Origin of the sequence: Pseudomonas sp. HD6515 (genome assembly GCF_024971855.1) — a bacterium.
In the GTDB taxonomy this organism is placed as follows: Bacteria; Pseudomonadota; Gammaproteobacteria; order Pseudomonadales; family Pseudomonadaceae; genus Aquipseudomonas; species Aquipseudomonas alloputida.
Genome location: NZ_CP079827.1, coordinates 6,107,212 through 6,127,668 on the forward strand (window position 1 = coordinate 6,107,212; position 20,457 = coordinate 6,127,668).

Below are 20,457 nucleotides of genomic sequence, written 5' to 3' on the forward strand. Positions count from 1 at the left end.
GGCTGTGATGCCCCCTGCAGGCGCGGGTTTACCCGCGAAGAGGCCGGCACAGCCGTACCTCACTGACCGCCAGCCAAAGCCTCTTCAACCACCTTCAGCAGCACCTCTTCAGAAAACGGCTTGCCCAGGCAGGCCAGTGCCCCAAGGCCCATCGCTGCCCGTACCGAGCCATCATCCCAATGTGCCGACATGCAGATCACCGGCAAGCGCCTCCCCCGCTGTGCCAACTCACGCTGTACCTCCAGCCCGCTCATTCCCGGCATCTTCAGGTCCAGCAACACACAACCCGCCTCGCCCGCCAGTGGCGAGGCCAGGAAGGCGTGCCCGGCGGAAAACGACAAGGTCTCGAACCCCGCCGAGCGCAGCAGGTTGGCCAGGCTTTTGCGCACCGAGGCATCGTCGTCGACGATGCACACCCCTCTGCTCATGCGCCGCCCAGGCTCGCAGACCGCGCTCCGAGGAGGTTGTGCATGGCCGCAAGCTCCAGCAGCGAGCGGGACTGCATTTTGTTCATGATGTTCTTCTTATGCACCTTGGTCGTCACCTCGCTGGTGCCGATCTGCCTGGCGATCTGCTTGTGCGACAAGCCGCCTACCACCAGCGAGAAGACCTGGCGCTCACGCTGAGTCAGGCGCTGGTACTTTTCCTCGACCTGACGCGCCTGCAGCCACTTGCGGCCTTCGGCCACGGCACGGGCGCGCACTGCCTGCAACAGGGTCAGCAACTGGTCTTCATCGAACGGTTTGGTCAGAAACTCCACCGCCCCGGCGCGCATGGCCTGGACGGTCATCGGGATGGTGCCGAAGCCGGTCATGAACACGATCGGCCAGGGCAGCGCCAGCCGGCACAGCGCATCCTGTACCTCCAGGCCGCTTGTACCCGGCAAGTGCATGTCCAGCAGCAGGCAGGCACAGGGGGTTTCCAGGCGGGCCTCGAACAGCGCCTCGGCACTGGCAAACAAGTGGTGCGGGATGTCCTGCGAGCGCAACAGCCGGCCCAACGCGGTGCGCACCGACGGGTCGTCATCCACCACCAGCACCGGCACATTCACGCGCTCATCGAGCGGCTCGACAGTCTCGGCCAGGCTGCGCAGCAATGACCTGCCCAGTGCCTGACCAGGCACCTCGAGGCTGATCTGCGCGGCCAGGCGATAGCCCCGGCGCGGCACGGTCTGGATCAGGCTACGGTCGCCAAAGGCCTTGCGCAGCAAGGACACCTGCACCTGCAAGTTATTGTCCTCGACCACCGTGCCGGACCACACCTGGCTGAACAACTCGTCCTTGCCGACCACGCGGCCCTTGGCCCTGATCAGCGTGGCCAGCACGTCGAAAGCACGCCCACCCAACAGGATCGGCTTGCCGTCGACAAAGACTTCGCGCCGTTCCAGCGACACCTGGGCATTGCCTATTCGGATCATGGCTTCCTCGCGCGGGCACAGGCGTTTTCGCTGTCCGGGGCAGCCTAGGCCAGCGTACGCGTTCAGACAATTATCCCGAGGGATAGGTTGGCCAAAGGACTATACAAAAGCCCGCCAGCCCTCAGGGGACGATAACGGACAACAGCGTGCCCGTTCCTGCCAAGCAGGCTGTAACCCGCATCCACGCTGGGCCCGCTGCGTATACTCGCGCCTCAGGATGTCGCTAGCGGGGGTGCTTTATGCTCGATGAACGCCTTGCCCACAGGCCCATCGATTACGACCAGTCAATCGACGAGGGCTGGCTGAACCGGTGCGAGATCAGCGCGCTGGGCCAGGAAGGTGAGCTCAGCTATTTCCGCCTGCGCGACCCCGCTTCACACCAAGCCTGGATCGCCGTGCGCGCGCCGCTCGAGGCACCTTCCGCCTGTCAGCGCCTGGAGCGTGACTACCGCCTGCAACTGGACCCGCAGTGGGCGGTGATCCCCTCGGCGTTCGTGCGCTCGGCCGAAGGCCCCTTGCTGGTGTACCCGGCCGGCCTCTCAGTCGCCGACCTGATCGCTGAAGGCCCTGCGGCGCTGGAGCCGTTTCTCGACATCGCGGTGAACGCTGCCCATGCGTTGGCGCAAGCGCACGAACGCAATGCGCTGCACGGTACATTGCAGCCCGAACATGTGTACCTGCGCGCCCACCAGCGGGTGCGCCTGGGCTTCTTTCGCGCCGACCCAGCAGAACGGATCAGCGAACAGGGCACCCCGCTCGGCAACTGGGCCTACCTGGCGCCGGAGCAGGTTTGCCCGCACGGAAGCAGCAGCGACCGACGCAGTGATATCTATGCCCTGGGGGCAATCCTCTACCAGTTACTGGTAGGCGAACTGCCGCTGGCCGGGCGCGACACCCAGCACTGGCGACAGCTGCATGCTGGTGTGCAGCCGCGGGCGGCCAGCGAAGTGGACAGCAAGGTGCCGCCCCCCCTCAGCCTGGTCCTGGCAAAGGCCTTGGCCAAAGAGCCGGACGCCCGCTACCAGAGCGCGCGCGCCTTTGCAGTGGACTTGGCTCACTGCCAGCGGCAGTGGGCCGCCCACAAAACCATGGCACCCTTCACCCCAGGCTGCGCCGACCCGGTAGCGCCCGACCACGCACGCCTGTATGGCCGCAGCGCCGAGCAAAAGGCTATCGCCCTGCTGCTCAAGGCCTTGCATCGCGACAGCAAACCACAAGCCCTGGTCATCTACGGCGCTGCTGGCATGGGCAAGTCGAGCCTGGTCAAAGCAGCTCTCAAGGCCAACGCCGAAGGTTACTGGGCCGTCGGCACGTGCAACAGCCACGCCCAAGCAGTGCCCTACACGCCCTGGATCGAAGTACTCGGTGCCCTGACTACCCAGTTGCTGGCCAAGAACAGTCAGGACCTCGTCACCCTGCGTCGCGAAATCCAGCGCCGCATCAAAAGTCATGGCCGTCTGCTTGGCAAGCTGGCCCCGGACCTGCAACTGATTCTCGGCCCCTTGCCCCAATTACCCGCCAAGCCCACGCGCCTTGCGTTGCACCGTTGCTGGCCCTGGACCAGGTCAGCGCCTGGACCTCGCCCATGGAATTCGCCCGACGTACCGCGCTGGACGCGGTCGACTCGGCGCGCCTGAGCGGTGACCTGGCGATGAGCTGCTATGCCTGCAACCACCTGGTTTCAGATTCGCTGTTCATGGGCCGCTACCTGCCGGACGTGGTCGAGGAAGTGGCGCAAGGCCTGGCCACTGTGCGTCGCCACGGCTACGGCGATATCGAGCAGATCCTGCTGGCCCAGCAAGCGTTCGTCGCCAACCTGAGCGGCATGCCCTGCCCGGCCCCGGCCACTGCCTCGAGATCGCCCACCACGCGGTTCTTCCAGCACCTGTTCGCCGCCATGTGCGCCTTCTACATGGGCAATATCCCGAAGGCCATGCGCGACCTGGCATTGGCCGGTGACAACAGCTGGGCGGCACCGGCGCACATCAACCTGGCTGACTATCATCTGTTCCGCGCCCTGGCCCTGGGCAGCCCCGAGGCCCCGGGCAGTCTTGCCGACAAGCTGCGCCAGTTGCAGGCCATGCGCGAGCGCTTCAGCCGCTGGGCCGGCTTCAACCCGGCCACCTTCCGCAGCAAGCAGTTGCTGATCGAGGGCGTCATCGCCAAGCTCGAAGGCGACGGCCTGGCCGCGATCCGCTGCTTTGACCAGGCGCAAATCGCCGCCACCGCTGCCGGTTTCATCCACGAGCAGGCACTGGCCCACGAACAGCTGGCCGAGGTGTGCATCCCCAGCGGCCTGATCTCCGGCGCCAACCTGCACCTGCGTATCGCACGCGACTGCTTCCATATCTGGGGCGCGACCGGCAAGGTGCACCAGCTTGAGACGTTGCATCCGTTTCTGCGCACCCAGCCGATTCAGGAGACCTACCGTGCCACCCACCAGGCCAGGCTGGACCTCGAAGCCGGCATCGAAGCCGCGCGGGCGCTGTCCGAGGAAGTGCTGCTCGAAGGCCTGATCGAAACCCTGATGGGCCACCTGACCCAGCACTCCGGCGCCGACCATGGCGCGCTGCTGATTGTAAGCGGCGCCGAATTCCAGATGGCCGCCCTGGCCTACATCGACGATGCCGGGCTGCACGTGAGCATGGACAACTGCCAGAAGTTCATGACCCAGGCACCGCTGTCAGTCATCAACACCACCATGCGCACCCGCAAACCGCTGGTGCTCAACGATGCCCTCAGTGAGTGCCCGGAGGCCTTCCGCCAACAGCTGCAGGCGCGCAACGCCCGCTCGGTGCTGTGCCTGCCGCTGGTGATCCAAGGCGTGCTGATCGGCCTGGTGTACCTGGAAAACCGCCTTGTGCCCAACCTGTTCGGCGGTCAGCGCCTGGCCATGCTGGAAATCCTCGCCTCACAGGCAGCGGTGTCGCTACAAACGGCCAAGTTCTACACACGCCTGGCCGAGGAAAACCAGATCCGCGCACAGATGGAGGCTGAGTTGCGCCGCTCGCGTGCGGAACTGGCGCGCAGTGCGCACTTGCAGGCGATGAATGAGCTGTCAGCGTCCATCGCCCACGAGATCAGCCAACCGCTACTGGGCATCGCCTCCAATGCCGCGGCCAGCCTGCGCTGGTTGAAACGCCCCAACCCCGACCTGGAAGAAGCAATTGCCGGCCTGGAAGACATCCGCAACGACAGCGAACGGGCCGGCAACATCGTGCGGGCGCTGCGGTCCCTGGCCAAGCAGTCACCGATGCAACTCAAGGCGGTGAAGCTGGACGAATTGATCCGCGAGGTGGTGCGCCTGACCTCGGCCGACGCCGCCAAGGGCAAGGTGGATGTGCAGACGCAGCTGAAGGCCGGGGTGTGCGTGACAGCCGACCCGGTGCAGTTGCAGCAGTTGGTGTTCAACCTGATTACCAATGCCCTGGAAGCGTTGTCGGGGTATCGCAGTGACGGGGTGCTGAAGATTGCGTCGGCGGTGGTCGAGGATGGGGTGGAGGTCTGCGTGGACGACAACGGGCCGGGTATCGCGGCGGACGAGCGGGAGCGTGTATTCGATGCCTTTCACTCCACCAAGACCGGTGGCATGGGGATGGGCTTGGCGATCTGCAGTTCGGTGGCCCAGGCCCACGGCGGGCAGTTGCAGGCGCTGGTGTCGCAGTTGGGTGGATGCCGGATTCGTTTCAGTCTGCCTGTGAGTCACGCATAGCCTGTGCCGGCCTCTTCGCGGGTTTACCCGCGAAGAGGCCGATTCAGGATTACATCAACGCGAGGCCAGCGCCGCGTAGCTGTTCATCAGGTTGCGGTAGTTGGGAATACGCTGCGACAGCAGGTTGCCCAGCCCTTCGATGTCGTTGCGCCAGTCGCGGTGCAGTTCGCAGGCCACCGAGAACCAGTTCATCATCTGCGCACCCGCCTGGGTCATGCGCACCCAAGCCGCTTGCTGCACGGTTTCGTTGAAGGTGCCCGAGGCATCGGTCACCACGAACACTTCAAAGCCTTCCGCCAGCGCCGACAGGGTCGGGAATGCCACGCACACATCGGTCACCACACCGGCGATGATCAGTTGCTTGCGGCCCGTGGCCTTGATTGCCTTGACGAAGTCTTCGTTGTCCCAGGCGTTGATCTGGCCCGGACGGGCAATGTACGGCGCATCCGGGAACATTTCTTTCAGCTCGGGCACCAGCGGGCCATTCGGGCCTTGCTCGAAGCTGGTGGTGAGGATGGTCGGCAGGCCAAAGAACTTGGCCAGGTCGCCCAAGGCCAGCACGTTGTTCTTGAATTCGTTGGGCGAAAAATCCTGCACCAGCGAGATCAGACCGGTCTGGTGGTCGACCAGCAGCACCACGGCGTCGTCTTTGTTCAGGCGCTTGTAATCGGGTTGGCTCATGGGGTGACTCCTTGGGTTGGGATAACGGGCCGGCACTGTCCGCAGGGGGTTATACCGGTGGATAGCTTCGGCTTAAGAAAGTACCTGCGCCTGCCGCCAGGCCTTGGGTGGCTGGCCGACCAGGCGGCTGAAAGCGCGGGTGAAATGGGCCTGGTCGCAAAAACCGCATTCCAGGCTCACATGGGTGATAGGCGCCTCGGTGGCGAGCAAGCGCTTGGCCTTTTCCATGCGCGCCAGCAGGCGCCAGGCCTGCGGCGAAAGGCCGGTGTTGACTTTGAAGGCGCGGGAAAAGTGGCTGCGTGTGAGGTTGCATACCGCAGCGATCTCAATGATCGACAACGGGCTGTGCAACATTAGCTCCTTGGCCCGGCGCAGCCGCGCGGGCGTGAGTGCGCCGGGGGGTTGCAGCGGCGCTTCGGGCGTCCCAGGGTACATGGCGACTCTCCTGTTCAATGCAGAAAGTCTCGCCCCCGGCACATGACGAAGTCCTGAGCCAAACCTGAATTGTTGTTAATTGTGCGCTGCTGGCCCTGGGCGTTTTGCCGATATCTTAAGATGCGTTTCGTATTCAGCTTCTGGCCGCTACCTGCGGCCGGCATTCAAGGCGACAGAGGCATGCAGGAAAAACCCGCCCACCGCACCGTGGCCATGGTGCTGTTCAACGATGTGCTACTGCTGGATGTCACCGGCCCCATGGATGCATTCGCCATCGCCAACCGGTTCTTGCCTGCAGCACGGCAATATCGGCTGCTGACCTTGGCCGAGGGGCAAGCAGTGGTGCGCGGCTCATGCGGCCTGAAGGTGGTGGCAGACCAGCGCCTGGAAGACTTGCCGGAGGCCGTCGACCTGTTGCTGGTGCCGGGCGGCCCAGGGGCCTATGACACCGCCCTGCCAGGGATCGAGCGCTGGCTGCCCAAGGCCGCACGCCAGGCGAAGCGCTTCGGCGCCATCTGCACCGGGGTGTTCCTGCTGGGGCGGGCCGGGTTACTGAATGGCTATCGCTGTACCACCCACTGGAACTACGTGGAGCGCCTGGCACAGGCGTTCCCCGAGGCCAAGGTGGAGACCGAGCAGATCTACGTGATGGACCGCTGCCTGATCACCTCGGGCGGTATCACTGCGGGGATCGACCTGGCATTGGCGGTGGTGGCCGAGGACCATGGCAAGGCGCTGGCCCTGGAAGTGGCCAAGGTACTTCTGGTTGCCCGCCACCGTCAGGGCGGGCAGACACCCTACGGGCCGTTGCTGGCTGCGGTACCACGCGATGACTCGCCGATTGCCCGGGTACAGGCCTATATCGTCGACCACATCGAGCAGGCGTTCACCGTGCAGAAAATGGCCGAACTGGTGGCCATGAGCGGGCGCAACTTTGCCCGGACGTTTCAACGTGAGGTGGGCATTACGCCGCTGCAGTACCTGCAGAATGCGCGCATCGATCGCGCACGCAAGCTGCTCGAATGCGGTGACCTGCCGATGAAGGTGGTGGCGGCGCAGTGCGGGTTTGGCAGTGACCGACACATGCGCAAGGTATTCTTTGAGCGAATTGGCATGACGCCGGCGCAGTATCGGGCACAGTTTGGTGGCGGTGAACAGTCGGATTAGCGCTGCCTTCCTCGCGGGCGCGCCCGCTCCCACAGAGACAGCACAGGCCTTGAAGCCTGGGTAGGCGCCGGCACCGATTGTCACCCTGAACAAGACAATGTTTCTTCCCGTCAGATGATTGTCTGACCCCACCCCACCCCTCAGAATTGTCCGTCAAACTGTTCGAACGCTGCCCCGGCAGCTCATGGAGTACGAGCCAATGCCACACGAAGGCAGCCTTCTACAAACCGCGGTGATCTTCCTGCTTGCCGCCGTCCTCGCCGTCCCCCTGGCCAAGCGCCTGCAACTGGGTGCCGTGCTCGGCTACCTGCTCGCCGGTGTGGTCATCGGCCCGCAAGCACTTGGCCTGATCCGCGACACAGAAAGCGTGGCGCACATTTCCGAACTGGGCGTGGTCTTGCTGCTGTTCATCATCGGCCTGGAACTGTCGCCCAAACGCTTGTGGCTGATGCGCAAGTCGGTGTTTGGTGTCGGCACTGCCCAGGTGGTGCTGACCGGTGCAGTCATCGGCGCCATCGCCCTGTTCGGCTTCAGCCAGACGCTGCCAGCAGCCATCGTGCTCGGCCTGGGCCTGGCGCTTTCGTCCACCGCCCTTGGCCTGCAGAGCCTGGCCGAGAGCAAGCAGCTCAATGCACCGCACGGCCGTCTGGCGTTCGCCATCCTGTTGTTCCAGGACATCGCCGCGATCCCGCTGATCGCCTTGGTACCGCTGCTGGCCGCCAGTGGCCCGGACACCAGCCAAGGCGACAGCCTGCAACACGGCCTGAAGGTATTCGCCAGCATCGCCGTGGTGATCATCGGCGGTCGCTACCTGTTGCGCCCGGTGTTCCGCACCGTGGCCCGCACCGGCCTGCCGGAAGTGTCTACTGCCACCGCACTGCTGGTGGTGATCGGCACCGCCTGGCTGATGGAAGAAGCGGGTATCTCCATGGCCCTTGGCGCTTTCCTCGCCGGCCTGCTGCTGGCCGACTCGGAATACCGTCACGAGCTGGAATCGCAGATCGAACCCTTCAAGGGCCTGCTGCTGGGGCTGTTCTTCATCAGCGTGGGCATGGGCGCCAACCTGCGCCTGCTACTGGAAATGCCACTGGTGGTGCTGGGCCTGACCCTGTTGCTGGTGGCCGTGAAGCTGTTGTTGCTGATAGGCGTCGGCCGCTGGGTCGGCGGCCTGAACAGCGCCAGCGCCCTGCGCCTGGGCATGGTGCTGGCGGCCGGTGGCGAGTTCGCCTTCGTGGTGTTCAAGCTGGGCAAGGACCAGGGCCTGTTCGACACCCAGACCTACGACCTGCTGCTGATGACCATTACCCTGTCGATGGCCATCACCCCGCTGCTGATGCTGGGTTGCGCCCGCGCCCTCAAACGCCCGCAACCGGCGCGTGAAGTGCCCGAGCAATATAAGCAGATCCAGACGGATACGCCGCGGGTGGTGATCGTCGGCATGGGCCGCATGGGCCAGATCGTCGCGCGCATCCTGCGGGCACAGAAGATCCCGTTCGTTGCCCTGGAAACCTCGGTGGACACCATCGAGATGACCCGTATGTTCGAACAGGTGCCGGTGTTCTACGGCGACCCGCTGCGCCCGGAGGTGTTGCACGCCGCCAAGGTGGGTGAAGCGGAGTACTTCATCATCACCATTGATGACCCTGAAGCCGCCATTCATACCGCCGCACGGGTGAAGCGTCTTTACCCTCACCTGAAGGTGCTGGCCCGGGCGCGTAACCGCCAGCATGTGCACAAACTGGCGGATGTGGGCGCCGAGCCGATTCGCGAGACGTTTTATTCCAGCCTGGAAATGACCCGTCGGGCACTGGTGGGGTTGGGCCTGAGCGATGAACAGGCGGCAGACCGTATTGCGCGGTTCACCCAGCATGACGAAGAGGTGCTGGAGGCCCAGGGGCAAGTGCGTGATGACCGGGCCAAGGTGATGCAGACGGCCAAGGAGGCGCGGGTGGAGTTGGAAAGGTTGTTTGATTCGGATGCGGATTGAGGCCTTTTGGCACATGCCTTGAGGGTTGTAGTGCGTGTGAGATCGAGCGCCGCCCGCGCGTCGCTTCGCGGGTAAAACCGCTCCTACATTTGTTTCGGGCCAGTTATTCCTGTGGGATGCGCACGCGAGCCCCCTGGCGCACGCCTCGATATCGCGTCGTACAAACAAGGCGGTCGCGCGCGCCTGGCACAGGAGGGACTGGCCAGAAACAAACGTAGGAGCGGGTTTACCCGCGAAGCGCCGCGCGGGCGGCGCTCGATCTCATGGGCGCCCAAAAACTATCGCCAGGCACCTGGAAGCCATCCTGCAATGTCCTGACGATCACCTCGCCGCCATTACGCGAACACACAAAAGCCATCACAAAATCGTCTAATTCTCAGCTGGGTCCTACTTCCCCGCGAACCATTTCCTACGTTCACGCCAATCCCAAGGAATTATCCTACACACCGTGTCGACGCCCGTCTGATTGTCCAGGGAAGGCCTGCTCTCTAGGCTAACCGGGTCGCTGTCGGTTCAGCGATCGGGTGTGGAAACCCGGATGTGATGAAGGGCTGCCGTTATGGCAGTTGTGCGCGTGAGGCCATTTGGCCTACCGGCTTGCCTTCTCCCCGGTTTTCCACCCCGCGCACAACTGCCGCCTTCTGCGTGGAAACGGGTGGTTGCAGTTCAATCCTGGAGAAGGAATTGCCATGAAAAGAATCGTCCCCGATCCACCCTTCCCCAACACCACACAACGCTCTTTCAGCCGCTGCGATGCCGGCCATCCCCCATTGTTCACCGTAAACCCAGGCGTTTCCGCCCACGATGCCCTGGTGCATGTCGCCCAATACCTGCGCGGTGCCTACGACTGTGGCTACAAAGCCTTGGAACATCTGGATGACACAGGCAAGAGCCTGTTCTGGAGCAACCTGAACGCACTCGAAATGGCAGAAGGGTTGGTTGAGGCATTGCTGGATGGGATTGAGTCACAGCCCATGAACTGAGTCGCCTGCACCGGCCCTTTCGCGGGCACGCCCGCTCCCACAGGTACTGCACTGGCGTTGAATCTTGCGCGATCCCTGGACTGCCCCCAAGAAGTTGGACACCAATCCAACCCTTGGGGGATCTATGGGTAAGTACACCGAGCAATTCAAGCTCACAGCGATCACAGCCTACCTGGATGGCAGCAACGGTTTCCGAAAGGTGGCTCAACACTTAGGTATCGATTTCAGCCTGCTTCGACGCTGGGTGGCCAGTTATCAGGCCAATAATGGCATTGGTCCAGGCTCGCATGGGCGGCGCTATACCAGTGATTTCAAACAGCAGGTGCTTAGCTATATGCACGAGCATCGGCTTTCGCTGCGCCAGACCGCTGCCCACTTTGGTCTTGGGCAGTCTTCTCAGATAGGCATTTGGCAGCGGCAGTACTACAGTGGCAGTCCTGCACCCTCTACTGCCATCAAGCCAAGAAAGCCAATCGACGTGTCGAAGAAGATCAAGCCTGCCAAACCCACCGATACCAATGATGATCAGAAGTCTCGAGATCAGCTGATGGCTGAACTTGAGTACCTGCGCATGGAGAATGCTGTCCTAAAGGAGCTCAAGGCTCTGCGCGAGGAAAAGGAACGAACACGCGGGAAAAAGTCCTGATCGTTTCCAAACTCAAGCGCAGGTTTCCTTTGCCTGACCTCCTTCAACTGGTCGAGCTGGCGCGCAGCACCTTCTACTACCAGCTCAAAGCTCAGCAGAAGCCAGATCGGCATGCTGAGCTCAAGGCATTGGTGCATCGCGTCTACCACGAGCAGAAAGGGCTTTATGGTTATCGCCGTATCGCACTCGTAATCAGGAAGGAAAAGCGGGTGAACAAGAAGGTCATTGAACGGCTGATGGCTGAGCAGGGATTGAAATCAGTAGTGCGCCCCAAGAAATATCGCTCCTATCGAGGTACCGTCGGTAAAGTGGCAGCGAATGTACTGGAGCGAAATTTTATCGCTCAACGCCCAAACCAAAAGTGGGTGACTGACGTAACCGAGTTCAAAGTAGCTCAACAGAAGCTCTATCTGTCGCCCGTGATGGATTTGTACAACGGCGAAATCGTGGCCTACGAAATGGCCAGCCGCCCGTGCTATAGCCTGGTTGGGAACATGCTTGGCAAAGCGCTCGATTGCCTGGGAGAGAAACCGAAGCTCGTGCTGCATTCGGATCAGGGATGGCATTACCAGCAGGCGCAATACCGCCGTAAGCTAAGCGAATGTGGGGTAAAGCAGAGCATGTCTCGAAAAGGCAATTGCCTGGACAACGCGGCCATGGAAAGCTTCTTCGGCACGCTCAAGTCTGAGTTTTTCTACCTGAAGCGTTTCGAGAGCATTGATGAGCTGAGAGCGGGTCTGGATGAGTACATTCACTACTACAACCATGATCGCATCAAGCTGAGGCTCAATGGCCTGAGCCCTGTGGAGTACAGGGCTCAGGCTGCAGCTTAAAACTGTCCAACTTTTGGGGGGCAGTCCACCCTGTGGGAGCGGGCTTGCCCGCGAAGAGGCCGGTACAGCAAACAAAAAAGGCCGGCTCCCTACAGAGAGAGCCGGCCTTTGTGCGCGTTGCTGATGGTTGATTACTTACCCGCAGTCAGCGCGTTATAGCTAGTCATCAGGTTGCGATAATCCGGAATGTGGTTGGAGCAAAGTGCAGCCAGCCCTTCGACATCGTTGCGCCAGTCGCGGTGCAGCTCGCAGGCCACGCCGAACCAGGTCATCAGTTGGGCACCCGCCTGGCTCATGCGGTCATGCGCGGCATCACGGGTCATTTCATTGAAGGTGCCGGAAGCATCGGTCACCACGAACACCTCAAATTCTTCCTCCAAGGCCGACAGCGCCGGGAACGCCACGCAAACCTCGGTCACAACACCTGCAATGATCAGCTGCTTCTTGCCGGTCGCCTTCACCGCCTTGACGAAGTCCGCGTTGTCCCAGGCGTTGATCTGGCCAGGGCGGGCAATGTACGGGGCATCTGGGAACAGGGCTTTCAGTTCCGGCACCAGCGGGCCGTTGGGGCCTTGCTCGAAGCTGGTGGTGAGGATGGTCGGCAGGTTGAAGAACTTGGCCAGGTCAGCCAGCGCCAGCACGTTGTTCTTGAACTTGTCCGGCTCGATATCGCGCACCAGCGACAGCAGGCCAGCCTGGTGGTCAACCAGCAGTACGGCAGCGTCGTCTTTGTTCAGGCGGTTGTAGGTGAATTTGCTCATGGTCTGTGCTCCTAAGGGTTATGAATTTTTCAGCAATCCGGGGTATTTCGCGTTGATGGGCACAGATTAAAATCATCACCTTTGCGGCGGTAGTTAGCAGAATCTGGCTTTAGCGTTCTGATTTATGAACGATGGATTTGTAGGGGCTGTGCCGGCCTCTTCGCGGCTAAAGCCGCTCCTACAAGCGAAGAGGCCGGCACAGGCAACCAAATACCCGGAGACCGATCATTGGAAGACCTCAACTCCCTCTACTACTTCACCCAGGTCGTCGAACATGGCGGCTTCGCCCCGGCCGGGCGGGCGCTGGACATGCCCAAGTCAAAACTCAGCCGGCGCATCGCCGACCTTGAAGACCGCCTGGGCGTGCGGCTGCTGCACCGCACCAGCCGGCACTGCTCGCTGACCGAGATCGGCCAGGCCTACTACAACCGTTGCCTGGCCATGCGCGTGGAGGCCGAGGGCGCGGCGGAGATCATCGAGCGCAACCGCAGCGAACCGCGCGGCTTGGTCCGCATCAGCTGCCCGACCACCCTGCTCAACTCCTGGGTCGGGCCGATGCTGACCCGCTACATGCTCAAGTACCCGCAGGTGGAGCTGTTCATCGAAAGTACCAACCGCCGTGTCGACCTGCTGCATGAGGGCTTCGACATCGCCCTGCGGGTGCGCTTTCCGCCGCTGGAGAACACTGACATGGTGATGAAGGTGCTGAGCAACAGCACCCAGTGCCTGGTCGGTCAACCTCAATACCTGGCGCAACTGCCCAAAGGCTTTGATCCGCAGCTGCTGGGCACGCTACCCAGCGTGCATTGGGGCAGTGCCCAGCGCGAGTACCAGTGGGAACTGTTCCAGGGTGAGGACAACAGCCGCAGCATCGTCATCCCGCATACACCACGCATGGTGACTGATGACCTGTTTGCCTTGCGCCACTTCGTGGTAGCCGGAGTGGGGATTGCACACTTGCCGCGGGTGGCGGTGCGTGAGGACCTGGCGGCAGGACGCCTGGTTGAGCTGATTCCGGACTGGCACCCGCGTTGCGGCATCGTGCATGCGATCTTCCCATCGCGACGTGGGTTGCTGCCTTCGGTGCGAGCGCTGATCGATCATCTGGCTGAGGAGTTCGCCATCAGCGACATGGCTTGAGTGCCTGGCTGGCTGAGCCGGCCTCTTCGCGGGCCTGCCCGCGCCCACAGGTATTGCACAAGGCTCGGGGCCGGTGGTGGCCCTGTAGGAGCGGCTTTAGCCGCGAAAGGGCCGGTACAGGTAATGCAAATCCCCACCCAGCACACCCTTACAAGACCTTGGGTCTACGCTTCTTCCACACTCCCGGATCATCCCCCGGAGCCCCTCATGATCCGCGCCACTCACGGACCAGGCCGCGCCCTGCTCGCCACCCTCGCCCTCTGGCCGGCGCTGAGCCACGCCGAGGCGCCCGGCTGGTCGCTGCTCAGCCGCAACTATTTCCTGCACAGTGACTTCCGCTCGCCCTCCGGCAGCGGCCAGAACTACCGCCAGGAATGGGCCCAAGGCTTCATCGGCGAGGTCCGTTCCGGCTTCACCGAAGGCACTGTCGGCGTCGGCATCGATGCCCATGGCTTTCTTGGCCTCAAGCTCGACGGCGGCCGCGGCCATAGCGGCACCGGCCTGCTGCCACGCGACAGCGATGGCCGCGCCGAGTCCGAGTACTCCAGCGCCGGTGCCGCGCTCAAAATGCAGTTAGGCAACACCCAACTGCGCTATGGCGAGATGATGGTGGAAACCCCGGTGTTCGACACCGGTGACAAACGCCTGCACCCGGAATACGCCACCGGCTGGTGGGTGGAAAACACCGACCAGCCCGACTGGCGCCTGCAGGCCGGGCGTTTCACTGCCTTCAACAACCAGGACAACAGCTCCACCCACGACGACTTCAGCGGCTACGGCGCGACCACCCATAACCGGGCCATCAGCCTGGCCGGTGCCACCTTCGCACCCAACGGGCCGTTCGGCGCCGCACTGTATGCCGGGCAGCTGGAAAACACCTGGCGCCAGGCTTACCTCAACCTGAACGTGGCCGAGGGCAACTGGCGCCTGGACGGCAACCTGTACAAAACCCGCGACACCGGCAACGCCAGCGCCGGGGCGATCGACACCCTCGCCTACAGCCTGCTGGCCAGGTACAGCTTCGGCGCCCAGGCGCTGAGCCTGGCCTACCAGAAGGTCGAGGGCGACACCCCGTTCGACTTCGTCGGCGGCGACGCCATCTACCTGGCCAACGCGATCAAGTACGCCGACTTCAACGGCCCTGGCGAGCACTCGTGGCAACTGCGCTATGACCTGAACTTCGCCACCCTCGGCGTACCTGGCCTGAGCCTGATGGGCCGCTATGTCAGCGGCCGCGGCATCGACGGCAGCCATGCGCCGGCGGGCGGCGCCTATGTGAACCAGTACGGCGACGGCGGCAAGCACTGGGAACGCGACATCGACCTGAAATACGTGGTGCAGTCGGGGGCTGCCAAGGACCTGAGCCTGTCGCTCTCCCACGTCAGCCACCGCGCCAACCAGGCCCAGGCGGGCAATGATATCGACCGCATCTACCTGATCATCGAATACCCACTCAAAGGCAGCTTCTGACATGAGTACATCCCCTTCAGGTGCCTGGAGCCCGTTGCGTAACACCACCTTCCGCATGCTGTGGATCGCCACCATCGCCTCCAACATCGGCACCTGGATGCACGAGGTGGGCGCCGGCTGGCTGATGACCACGCTGTCGGCCAGCCCGCTGCACGTGGCGTTGATCCAGGTAGCCGGCTCGTTGCCGATGTTCTTCCTGGCCCTGCCGGCGGGCGCAGCGGCGGACATCGTCGACAAACGCCGCTACCTGTTGCTGGTGCAACTGTGGATGTCTTGCGTAGCGGTTGTGCTGGCGGCCCTGACCTTGCTCGGGATGATGAACGTCACCTTGCTGCTGGTGCTGACCCTGGCACTGGGCATTGGTACAGCGCTGATGATGCCGGCGTGGAGCGCACTGACACCGGAACTGGTGGGCAAGGAGGACCTGGCCAACGCGGTGGCGCTTTCCAGTGTCGGCATCAACGTGTCACGGGCCATCGGCCCGGCACTGGCGGGGGTGGTGGTGAGCATGGTCGGCCCGTGGCTGACCTTTGCCCTGAATGCCATCTCGTTCGCGGGTGTGATTCTGGTGTTGTTCCTGTGGAAGCGCGAGGTGAAGGAACCACTGCTGCCGGCCGAACGCTTCGTTGGCGCCATGCGCACCGGGTTGCGCTTTGCCCGCAGTGCCAAGCCTTTGCAGGCCGTGATGCTACGCGCGTTGGCGTTCTTTTTCTGCGCCAGCGCCGGCACTTCGCTGCTGCCACTGATCGTGCGTGGCGAGATGCACGGCACTGCAGCGGACTTCGGCCTGCTGCTGGCGGCCATCGGTATTGGCGCAGTGGCGGGTGCCACCTTGCTGCCGCGCCTGCGTGAGCGCATCAGCCGTGACCGCCTGGTGTTACTGGCCAGCCTGCTGTATGCCCTGTTCCTGCTGGCCCTGGCGTTGGTGCGCAACTTCTATGCGCTGCTGCCCGCGATGCTGCTCAGTGGCGCGGCGTGGATCGCGGTGCTGTCCAACCTGCAGGTGGCTGCGCAGACTTCGGTGCCAGCCTGGGTACGGGCGCGGGCTTTGTCGGTATACATTCTGATTTTCTTCGGCGCCATGGCCTGTGGCGGCCTGCTGTGGGGCACGCTGGCCAGCCATGCAACGCTCACCTTCAGCCTGCTGGTGGCCGCAGGCGGCCTGGCGCTGGGTACCTTGCTGACCTGCAAGGTGACGCTGCCGGAAACCGAGGCAGAAGAGCTGACGCCGTCGCTGCATTGGCCGGTGCCGGTGTTGAGCGATGACATGGACAAGGAAGTCGGACCGGTGATGGTCACCGTCGAGTACCACATCGCCCCCACCAAGGCCGAGGCCTTCCAGCAGGCGGCGCGGGAGCTGGAAGCGATGCGCAAGCGCAATGGCGCATTGTCGTGGGGGTTGATGCGGGACAGTGCTGATCCGGCGTTGTGGCTGGAGTTCTTCTTCGAGGAATCGTGGCTGGAGCATCTGCGGCATCACCACCGGGTGACCCGTGGTGAACTGAAGATCGAGGCGCGGGTCAGGATGCTGCAGACCGATGGGGTTGAAGTGCGAATTCGGCATTTGTTGGCTGGCGGGGAGCATAAGGCTCACCATTGATGCTGGCCTTTGCGGCCCTTTCGCTACAAGGACCGCGCAGCCCCCGTATGCGCGGGTTTACCCGCGAAAGGACCACAAAGGCCCCGTAGGTGCGGGTTACCTGCGAAAAGGCAGCAAAGGCCCTGTAGGAGCGGGTTTACCCGCGAAAGGGCCGGCACTGAAGACACAAAAAAGGGGCCAGATATTGGCCCCCGTTCTTCACATCAGCTCACCTTAGAAAGCGAAGCACGAACAGCCCAGCGCACCCCAGAATCCCTGGAAGTCATTGACCGGGACACTCGATTTGCGCGCCTTGTCATGGCTGTGTGCATGCACCCCGCACGGCCCCGAGCACTGGTGCACCGCGGCTGCCAACGATGGCGTACCAACGCGCCAGTGCCCAGGCACCTTGGTCACCGGCGACCACTCTGGCAGCACCGGCACCTGCGGCGGGCCAAGCTTGTCGAACTCGCCAGCACCGTACACCACCTTGCCATCAACGATGGTCAGCACCGACTCGATGCCCTTGATCGCCTCTTCATCGACACTGAAGAAGTCCAGCGACAATGCTGCCAGGTCAGCCAGCTGGCCCACCTTGATCTGGCCCTTCTTGCCTTGCTCGCTGGAGAACCAGGCGCTGCCCTGGGTGAACAGTTGCAGCGCGGTGTCACGGCTCAGGCCTTCCGGGTACAGCTCCATGCCACCGACCGTCTTGCCGCTGACCAGCCAGTACAGCGAAGTCCACGGGTTGTAGCTAGACACCCGAGTGGCATCGGTACCCGCGCCCACCGGCACGCCCATCTCGAGCATGCGTTTGATCGGCGGGGTCTGCTCGGCGGCCTTGGCGCCGTAGCGGTCGACGAAGTACTCACCCTGGAAGGCCATGCGGTCCTGGATGGCAATACCACCGCCCAACGCACGCACGCGCTCGATGTTCTGCGGGGTGATGGTTTCGGCGTGGTCGAAGAACCAGGGCAGGCCGTTGAATGGAATGTCGCGGTTGACCTTCTCGAACACGTCGAGCATGCGCGTGATCGATTCGTTGTAGGTGGCGTGCAGGCGGAATGGCCAGCGCTGCTCGACCAGGTGGCGCACCACCGGCTCCAGTTCTTCTTCCATGGTCTGCGGCAGGTCCGGGCGCGGCTCGAGGAAGTCCTCGAAGTCGGCGGCAGAGAACACCAGCATTTCGCCCGCGCCATTGTGGCGCAAGAAGTCGGTACCGCTGTGCAGCTTGACGCTGGAGGTCCACTTCTTGAAGTCGTCCAGTTCTTCCTTGGGCTTCTGGGTGAACAGGTTGTAGGCGATGCGTACGGTCAGCTGGTTGTTGTCGGCCAGCTCCTGGATCACCGAGTAGTCATCGGGGAAATTCTGGTAGCCACCGCCGGCATCAATGGCGCTGGTCAGGCCCAGGCGGTTGAGTTCGCGCATGAACTGGCGGGTGGAGTTGACCTGGTACTCCAGCGGCAGCTTCGGCCCCTTGGCCAGGGTGGCGTAGAGGATCATTGCGTTGGGGCGGGCGATCAGCATGCCGGTCGGGTTGCCGAACTTGTCACGCTGGATTTCGCCACCTGGCGGGTTCGGGGTGCTCTTGTCGTAGCCGACGGCCTTGAGCGCAGCGCGGTTGAGCAGCGCGCGGTCATACAGGTGCAACAGGAACACCGGGGTGTCGGGCGCAGCCTGGTTGATTTCTTCCAGGGTGGGCATGCGTTTTTCGGCGAACTGGAATTCGTTCCAGCCACCGACTACCCGCACCCACTGCGGGGTTGGCGTGCGCGCGGCCTGGTCCTTGAGCATGCGCAGGGCATCGGCCACCGACGGCACCCCTTCCCAACGCAGCTCGAGGTTGTAGTTCAGACCGCCACGGATCAGGTGCAGGTGCGAGTCATTGAGGCCCGGGATCACCGTGCGCTGCTTGAGGTCGATGATTTGCGTGGCGGCGCCCTTGTGGGCCATGGCCTCGGCGTCGCTGCCCACGGCGATGAAGCGGCCGTCCTTGATGGCGACGGCGGTCGCGGTGGGCTTTTCGCGGTCAACGGTGTGCAGTTTGCCGTTGAACAGAATCAGGTCGGCGGTCATGGAACCTCCTTGGCTGGATGCGTGAGCGGAACCGGCTTGGCCGGTGAAGGGCAATGCGGACCAGAGCGCGCCAGCGGCACCGAGCACAGTGCTGGTGGCGAGGAACTGGCGACGGGTCTTGTCGTTGCGATCCTGGGACATAGGCTTCTCCGACTAGGGGCCGGCAGGGGGACTGCGAAGCATGCCGGTTGATGCAAGGCCTGGGCTTGAATGGATGTGCGGTGGGTTGAAGAAGGTTAGTCCTGGTCAAGCTTTTTGCTGCCTGGGCCGCCCTCTTCGCGGGTAAACCCGCTCCTACAACGTCTGTAGGAGCGGGTTTACCCGCGAATGTTTTCCACCATTACCGCTGAAGGAACGCCAGCAGGTCCTCATTCAGTTGCTGTGCATGGGTCACCGCAAACCCGTGCGGCGCCCCGGCATACACCTTCAGCTCGGCGCCGCGAATCAGCTCCGCCGCCTGCTTGCCAGTGGTCTCGAACGGCACGATCTGGTCGTCATCGCCATGGATCACCAACGTCGGCACATCGACCTTGGCCATGTCGGGACGGAAATCGGTCTCCGAGAAGGCCGTCACACAGTCCAGGGTGCCTTTGATTGACGCCATCAGCGCAATGTTCAGGGTCTGCGTCTGCACACCCTGGGACACCTGCTGCCCATGGTTCAGGCCGTAGAACGGCGTGGCGAAATCGGCGATGAACTGCGCGCGGTCGGCACGCAGGCCGGCCTGGATGCCCTCGAACACCGACAGGTCGACACCGTCAGGGTTGTCCTCACGCTTGCCGAATACTGGCGTCACCGCGCCCAGCAACACCAGCCCGGCCACCCGCTCGCTGCCGTGGCGGGCGATGTAGCGGCTGACATCACCGCCCCCCATCGAGAAGCCCACCAGGGTGACGTCGCGCAGGTCGAGGTGCTCGATCAGCTGGGCAATGTCATCGGCGAAGGTGTCGTAGTCGTAACCGTTCCACGGCTGGCTCGAGCGGCCGAAACCCCGGCGGTCGAAGGCGATGGCGCGGTAACCGCGGCTGGCCAGGAACTCCATCTGCGAATCCCACATGTCGGCATCCAGCGGCCAGCCGTGGCTGAACAGCACGGGCTTGCCGCTGCCCCAGTCCTTGAAATAGATCGAAGTGCCATCGCGGGTAACGAACGTACTCATAGCGGTATCTCCTTGAACGTTTCGAGGTGAAGGCGTCGGCTCAGCCGCGCAGCCAGTTGGCGCAGCGACGGGTTACCCAAGGCATGATGTAGAACACCACGGGCAGGATGACGAACAGGTTGACGATCAGGTTGCCGGTGATCACGCCGCCCAGTTGCGGGAAGCGTGCAAACAGCGGCGCCAGCAGTTGCGGGATGACCATGGTCATCGGGCAGATCACCAGGTAGGTCAGCAGCGCCTGTTTCCAGCGCGGCGGTTGCGCTGCGGGGGTGCCCGGCGAGCTATCAAGCACCTTGTGTTGCAGGCATACGGTCACCACTTCGCGGTTGTTATGGAGTGCGGTGTTCATCGGCGTTCCTTGGGATGAGCTTGCCCGCATCCACTGTGCAACGGCGGACGGGCGCTGGATTG

At 63.0% G+C, this 20,457-nt stretch carries 16 protein-coding genes and 1 pseudogene; 9 read left to right on the forward strand and 8 right to left on the reverse strand.

Translation table 11 applies throughout. The annotated features are described in order from the left end of the window. Positions 1-59: 59 nt before the first annotated feature. A complete protein-coding gene (locus KW568_RS28025) occupies positions 60-428 on the reverse strand; it encodes a response regulator transcription factor (protein WP_173881306.1) in 369 nt (122 codons plus the stop codon). Continuing rightward, positions 425-1,417 (reverse strand): response regulator, encoded by a 993-nt coding sequence (locus KW568_RS28030; RefSeq protein WP_004575820.1) that lies wholly within the window; start codon positions 1,415-1,417, stop codon positions 425-427. Before KW568_RS28030 ends, KW568_RS28025 begins: the two co-directional genes overlap by 4 nt. 239 nt (positions 1,418-1,656) lie before the next feature. Between KW568_RS28030 and KW568_RS31265 the strand changes: the two genes are divergently transcribed. After that, positions 1,657-3,054, forward strand: a complete 1,398-nt coding sequence (locus tag KW568_RS31265; RefSeq protein ID WP_409077981.1) for a serine/threonine protein kinase — start codon at positions 1,657-1,659, stop codon at positions 3,052-3,054. After that, positions 2,961-5,129: pseudogene (locus KW568_RS31270) on the forward strand (ATP-binding protein); the annotation flags it as partial. The gene KW568_RS31265 and the pseudogene KW568_RS31270, both read left to right, overlap by 94 nt. Before the next feature lie 54 nt (positions 5,130-5,183). On the opposite strand, the gene ycaC (KW568_RS28040) reads toward KW568_RS31270, so the two are convergent. Together ycaC (KW568_RS28040) and KW568_RS28045 are read right to left on the reverse strand one after the other, a co-directional pair. Continuing rightward, the gene (gene ycaC / locus KW568_RS28040) at positions 5,184-5,810 is read right to left on the reverse strand and encodes an isochorismate family cysteine hydrolase YcaC (protein WP_003253573.1); all 627 of its coding nucleotides are present in this window, start codon (positions 5,808-5,810) and stop codon (positions 5,184-5,186) included. A gap of 72 nt (positions 5,811-5,882) precedes the next feature. After that, complete coding sequence (locus KW568_RS28045; protein WP_033726508.1) at positions 5,883-6,245, reverse strand: helix-turn-helix domain-containing protein; 363 nt, start codon at positions 6,243-6,245, stop codon at positions 5,883-5,885. A 180-nt stretch (positions 6,246-6,425) separates the two neighbouring features. Here KW568_RS28045 and KW568_RS28050 point away from each other — a divergent pair, with 180 nt between their 5' ends. The 4 genes from KW568_RS28050 to KW568_RS28065 all read left to right on the forward strand — a co-directional run bounded on the left by KW568_RS28050 (position 6,426) and on the right by KW568_RS28065 (position 11,861). After that, a complete protein-coding gene (locus KW568_RS28050; RefSeq protein ID WP_019752770.1) occupies positions 6,426-7,412 on the forward strand; it encodes a GlxA family transcriptional regulator in 987 nt (328 codons plus the stop codon). A gap of 199 nt (positions 7,413-7,611) precedes the next feature. Beyond that, the gene (locus KW568_RS28055) at positions 7,612-9,399 is read left to right on the forward strand and encodes a monovalent cation:proton antiporter-2 (CPA2) family protein (RefSeq protein ID WP_003253568.1); all 1,788 of its coding nucleotides are present in this window, start codon (positions 7,612-7,614) and stop codon (positions 9,397-9,399) included. 689 nt (positions 9,400-10,088) lie between these two features. Continuing rightward, on the forward strand, positions 10,089-10,382 hold the full coding sequence (locus KW568_RS28060) for a hypothetical protein (protein ID WP_004575818.1): 294 nt from the start codon (positions 10,089-10,091) through the stop codon (positions 10,380-10,382). 124 nt (positions 10,383-10,506) lie between these two features. Then, positions 10,507-11,861 (forward strand): IS3 family transposase gene (locus KW568_RS28065; RefSeq protein WP_085983016.1). Its coding sequence is split into 2 segments (ribosomal slippage): positions 10,507-10,980 and positions 10,983-11,861, totalling 1,353 coding nucleotides; the frame shifts between segments, so codons are not numbered across the junction. Positions 11,862-11,992: 131 nt separating this feature from the next. Here KW568_RS28065 and ycaC (KW568_RS28070) read toward each other — a convergent pair. Continuing rightward, positions 11,993-12,622, reverse strand: a complete 630-nt coding sequence (gene ycaC / locus KW568_RS28070) for an isochorismate family cysteine hydrolase YcaC (protein ID WP_003253564.1) — start codon at positions 12,620-12,622, stop codon at positions 11,993-11,995. A 228-nt stretch (positions 12,623-12,850) separates the two neighbouring features. On the opposite strand from ycaC (KW568_RS28070), the gene KW568_RS28075 reads away from it, so the two are divergent. From KW568_RS28075 to KW568_RS28085, 3 genes are all read left to right on the forward strand, one after another. Continuing rightward, positions 12,851-13,762 carry a LysR substrate-binding domain-containing protein gene (locus KW568_RS28075; protein ID WP_003253563.1) on the forward strand — a complete coding sequence of 304 codons (912 nt, stop codon included), beginning with the start codon at positions 12,851-12,853 and terminating at the stop codon, positions 13,760-13,762. Positions 13,763-13,969: 207 nt separating this feature from the next. Beyond that, complete coding sequence (locus tag KW568_RS28080; RefSeq protein ID WP_004575232.1) at positions 13,970-15,232, forward strand: OprD family porin; 1,263 nt, start codon at positions 13,970-13,972, stop codon at positions 15,230-15,232. Position 15,233: 1 nt separating this feature from the next. After that, complete coding sequence (locus KW568_RS28085) at positions 15,234-16,832, forward strand: MFS transporter (protein ID WP_033725851.1); 1,599 nt, start codon at positions 15,234-15,236, stop codon at positions 16,830-16,832. Between the two features lie 213 nt (positions 16,833-17,045). On the opposite strand, the gene KW568_RS28090 is transcribed toward KW568_RS28085, so the two are convergent. The 3 genes from KW568_RS28090 to KW568_RS28100 all read right to left on the reverse strand — a co-directional run bounded on the left by KW568_RS28090 (position 17,046) and on the right by KW568_RS28100 (position 20,395). Continuing rightward, positions 17,046-19,028 (reverse strand): amidohydrolase, encoded by a 1,983-nt coding sequence (locus KW568_RS28090; RefSeq protein WP_003253557.1) that lies wholly within the window; start codon positions 19,026-19,028, stop codon positions 17,046-17,048. Positions 19,029-19,227: 199 nt separating this feature from the next. Next, positions 19,228-20,046 (reverse strand): alpha/beta fold hydrolase, encoded by an 819-nt coding sequence (locus tag KW568_RS28095; protein ID WP_003253555.1) that lies wholly within the window; start codon positions 20,044-20,046, stop codon positions 19,228-19,230. Positions 20,047-20,086: 40 nt separating this feature from the next. Next, positions 20,087-20,395 (reverse strand): hypothetical protein, encoded by a 309-nt coding sequence (locus KW568_RS28100; RefSeq protein WP_004575231.1) that lies wholly within the window; start codon positions 20,393-20,395, stop codon positions 20,087-20,089. Positions 20,396-20,457: the final 62 nt, after the last annotated feature.

What these genes read in the sequence shown, in the direction of transcription:
- KW568_RS28055 (WP_003253568.1), top strand. Translation starts at nt 7,612, where the DNA reads ATGCCACACGAAGGCAGCCTTCTACAAACCGCGGTGATCTTCCTGCTT.
- KW568_RS28025 (WP_173881306.1), bottom strand. Translation starts at nt 428, where the DNA reads ATGAGCAGAGGGGTGTGCATCGTCGACGACGATGCCTCGGTGCGCAAA.
- KW568_RS28030 (WP_004575820.1), bottom strand. Translation starts at nt 1,417, where the DNA reads ATGATCCGAATAGGCAATGCCCAGGTGTCGCTGGAACGGCGCGAAGTC.
- KW568_RS28085 (WP_033725851.1), top strand. Translation starts at nt 15,234, where the DNA reads ATGAGTACATCCCCTTCAGGTGCCTGGAGCCCGTTGCGTAACACCACC.
- KW568_RS28060 (WP_004575818.1), top strand. Translation starts at nt 10,089, where the DNA reads ATGAAAAGAATCGTCCCCGATCCACCCTTCCCCAACACCACACAACGC.
- KW568_RS28045 (WP_033726508.1), bottom strand. Translation starts at nt 6,245, where the DNA reads ATGTACCCTGGGACGCCCGAAGCGCCGCTGCAACCCCCCGGCGCACTC.
- KW568_RS28090 (WP_003253557.1), bottom strand. Translation starts at nt 19,028, where the DNA reads ATGTCCCAGGATCGCAACGACAAGACCCGTCGCCAGTTCCTCGCCACC.
- KW568_RS28080 (WP_004575232.1), top strand. Translation starts at nt 13,970, where the DNA reads ATGATCCGCGCCACTCACGGACCAGGCCGCGCCCTGCTCGCCACCCTC.
- KW568_RS28100 (WP_004575231.1), bottom strand. Translation starts at nt 20,395, where the DNA reads ATGAACACCGCACTCCATAACAACCGCGAAGTGGTGACCGTATGCCTG.
- ycaC (WP_003253564.1), bottom strand. Translation starts at nt 12,622, where the DNA reads ATGAGCAAATTCACCTACAACCGCCTGAACAAAGACGACGCTGCCGTA.
- KW568_RS31265 (WP_409077981.1), top strand. Translation starts at nt 1,657, where the DNA reads ATGCTCGATGAACGCCTTGCCCACAGGCCCATCGATTACGACCAGTCA.
- KW568_RS28095 (WP_003253555.1), bottom strand. Translation starts at nt 20,046, where the DNA reads ATGAGTACGTTCGTTACCCGCGATGGCACTTCGATCTATTTCAAGGAC.
- ycaC (WP_003253573.1), bottom strand. Translation starts at nt 5,810, where the DNA reads ATGAGCCAACCCGATTACAAGCGCCTGAACAAAGACGACGCCGTGGTG.
- KW568_RS28050 (WP_019752770.1), top strand. Translation starts at nt 6,426, where the DNA reads ATGCAGGAAAAACCCGCCCACCGCACCGTGGCCATGGTGCTGTTCAAC.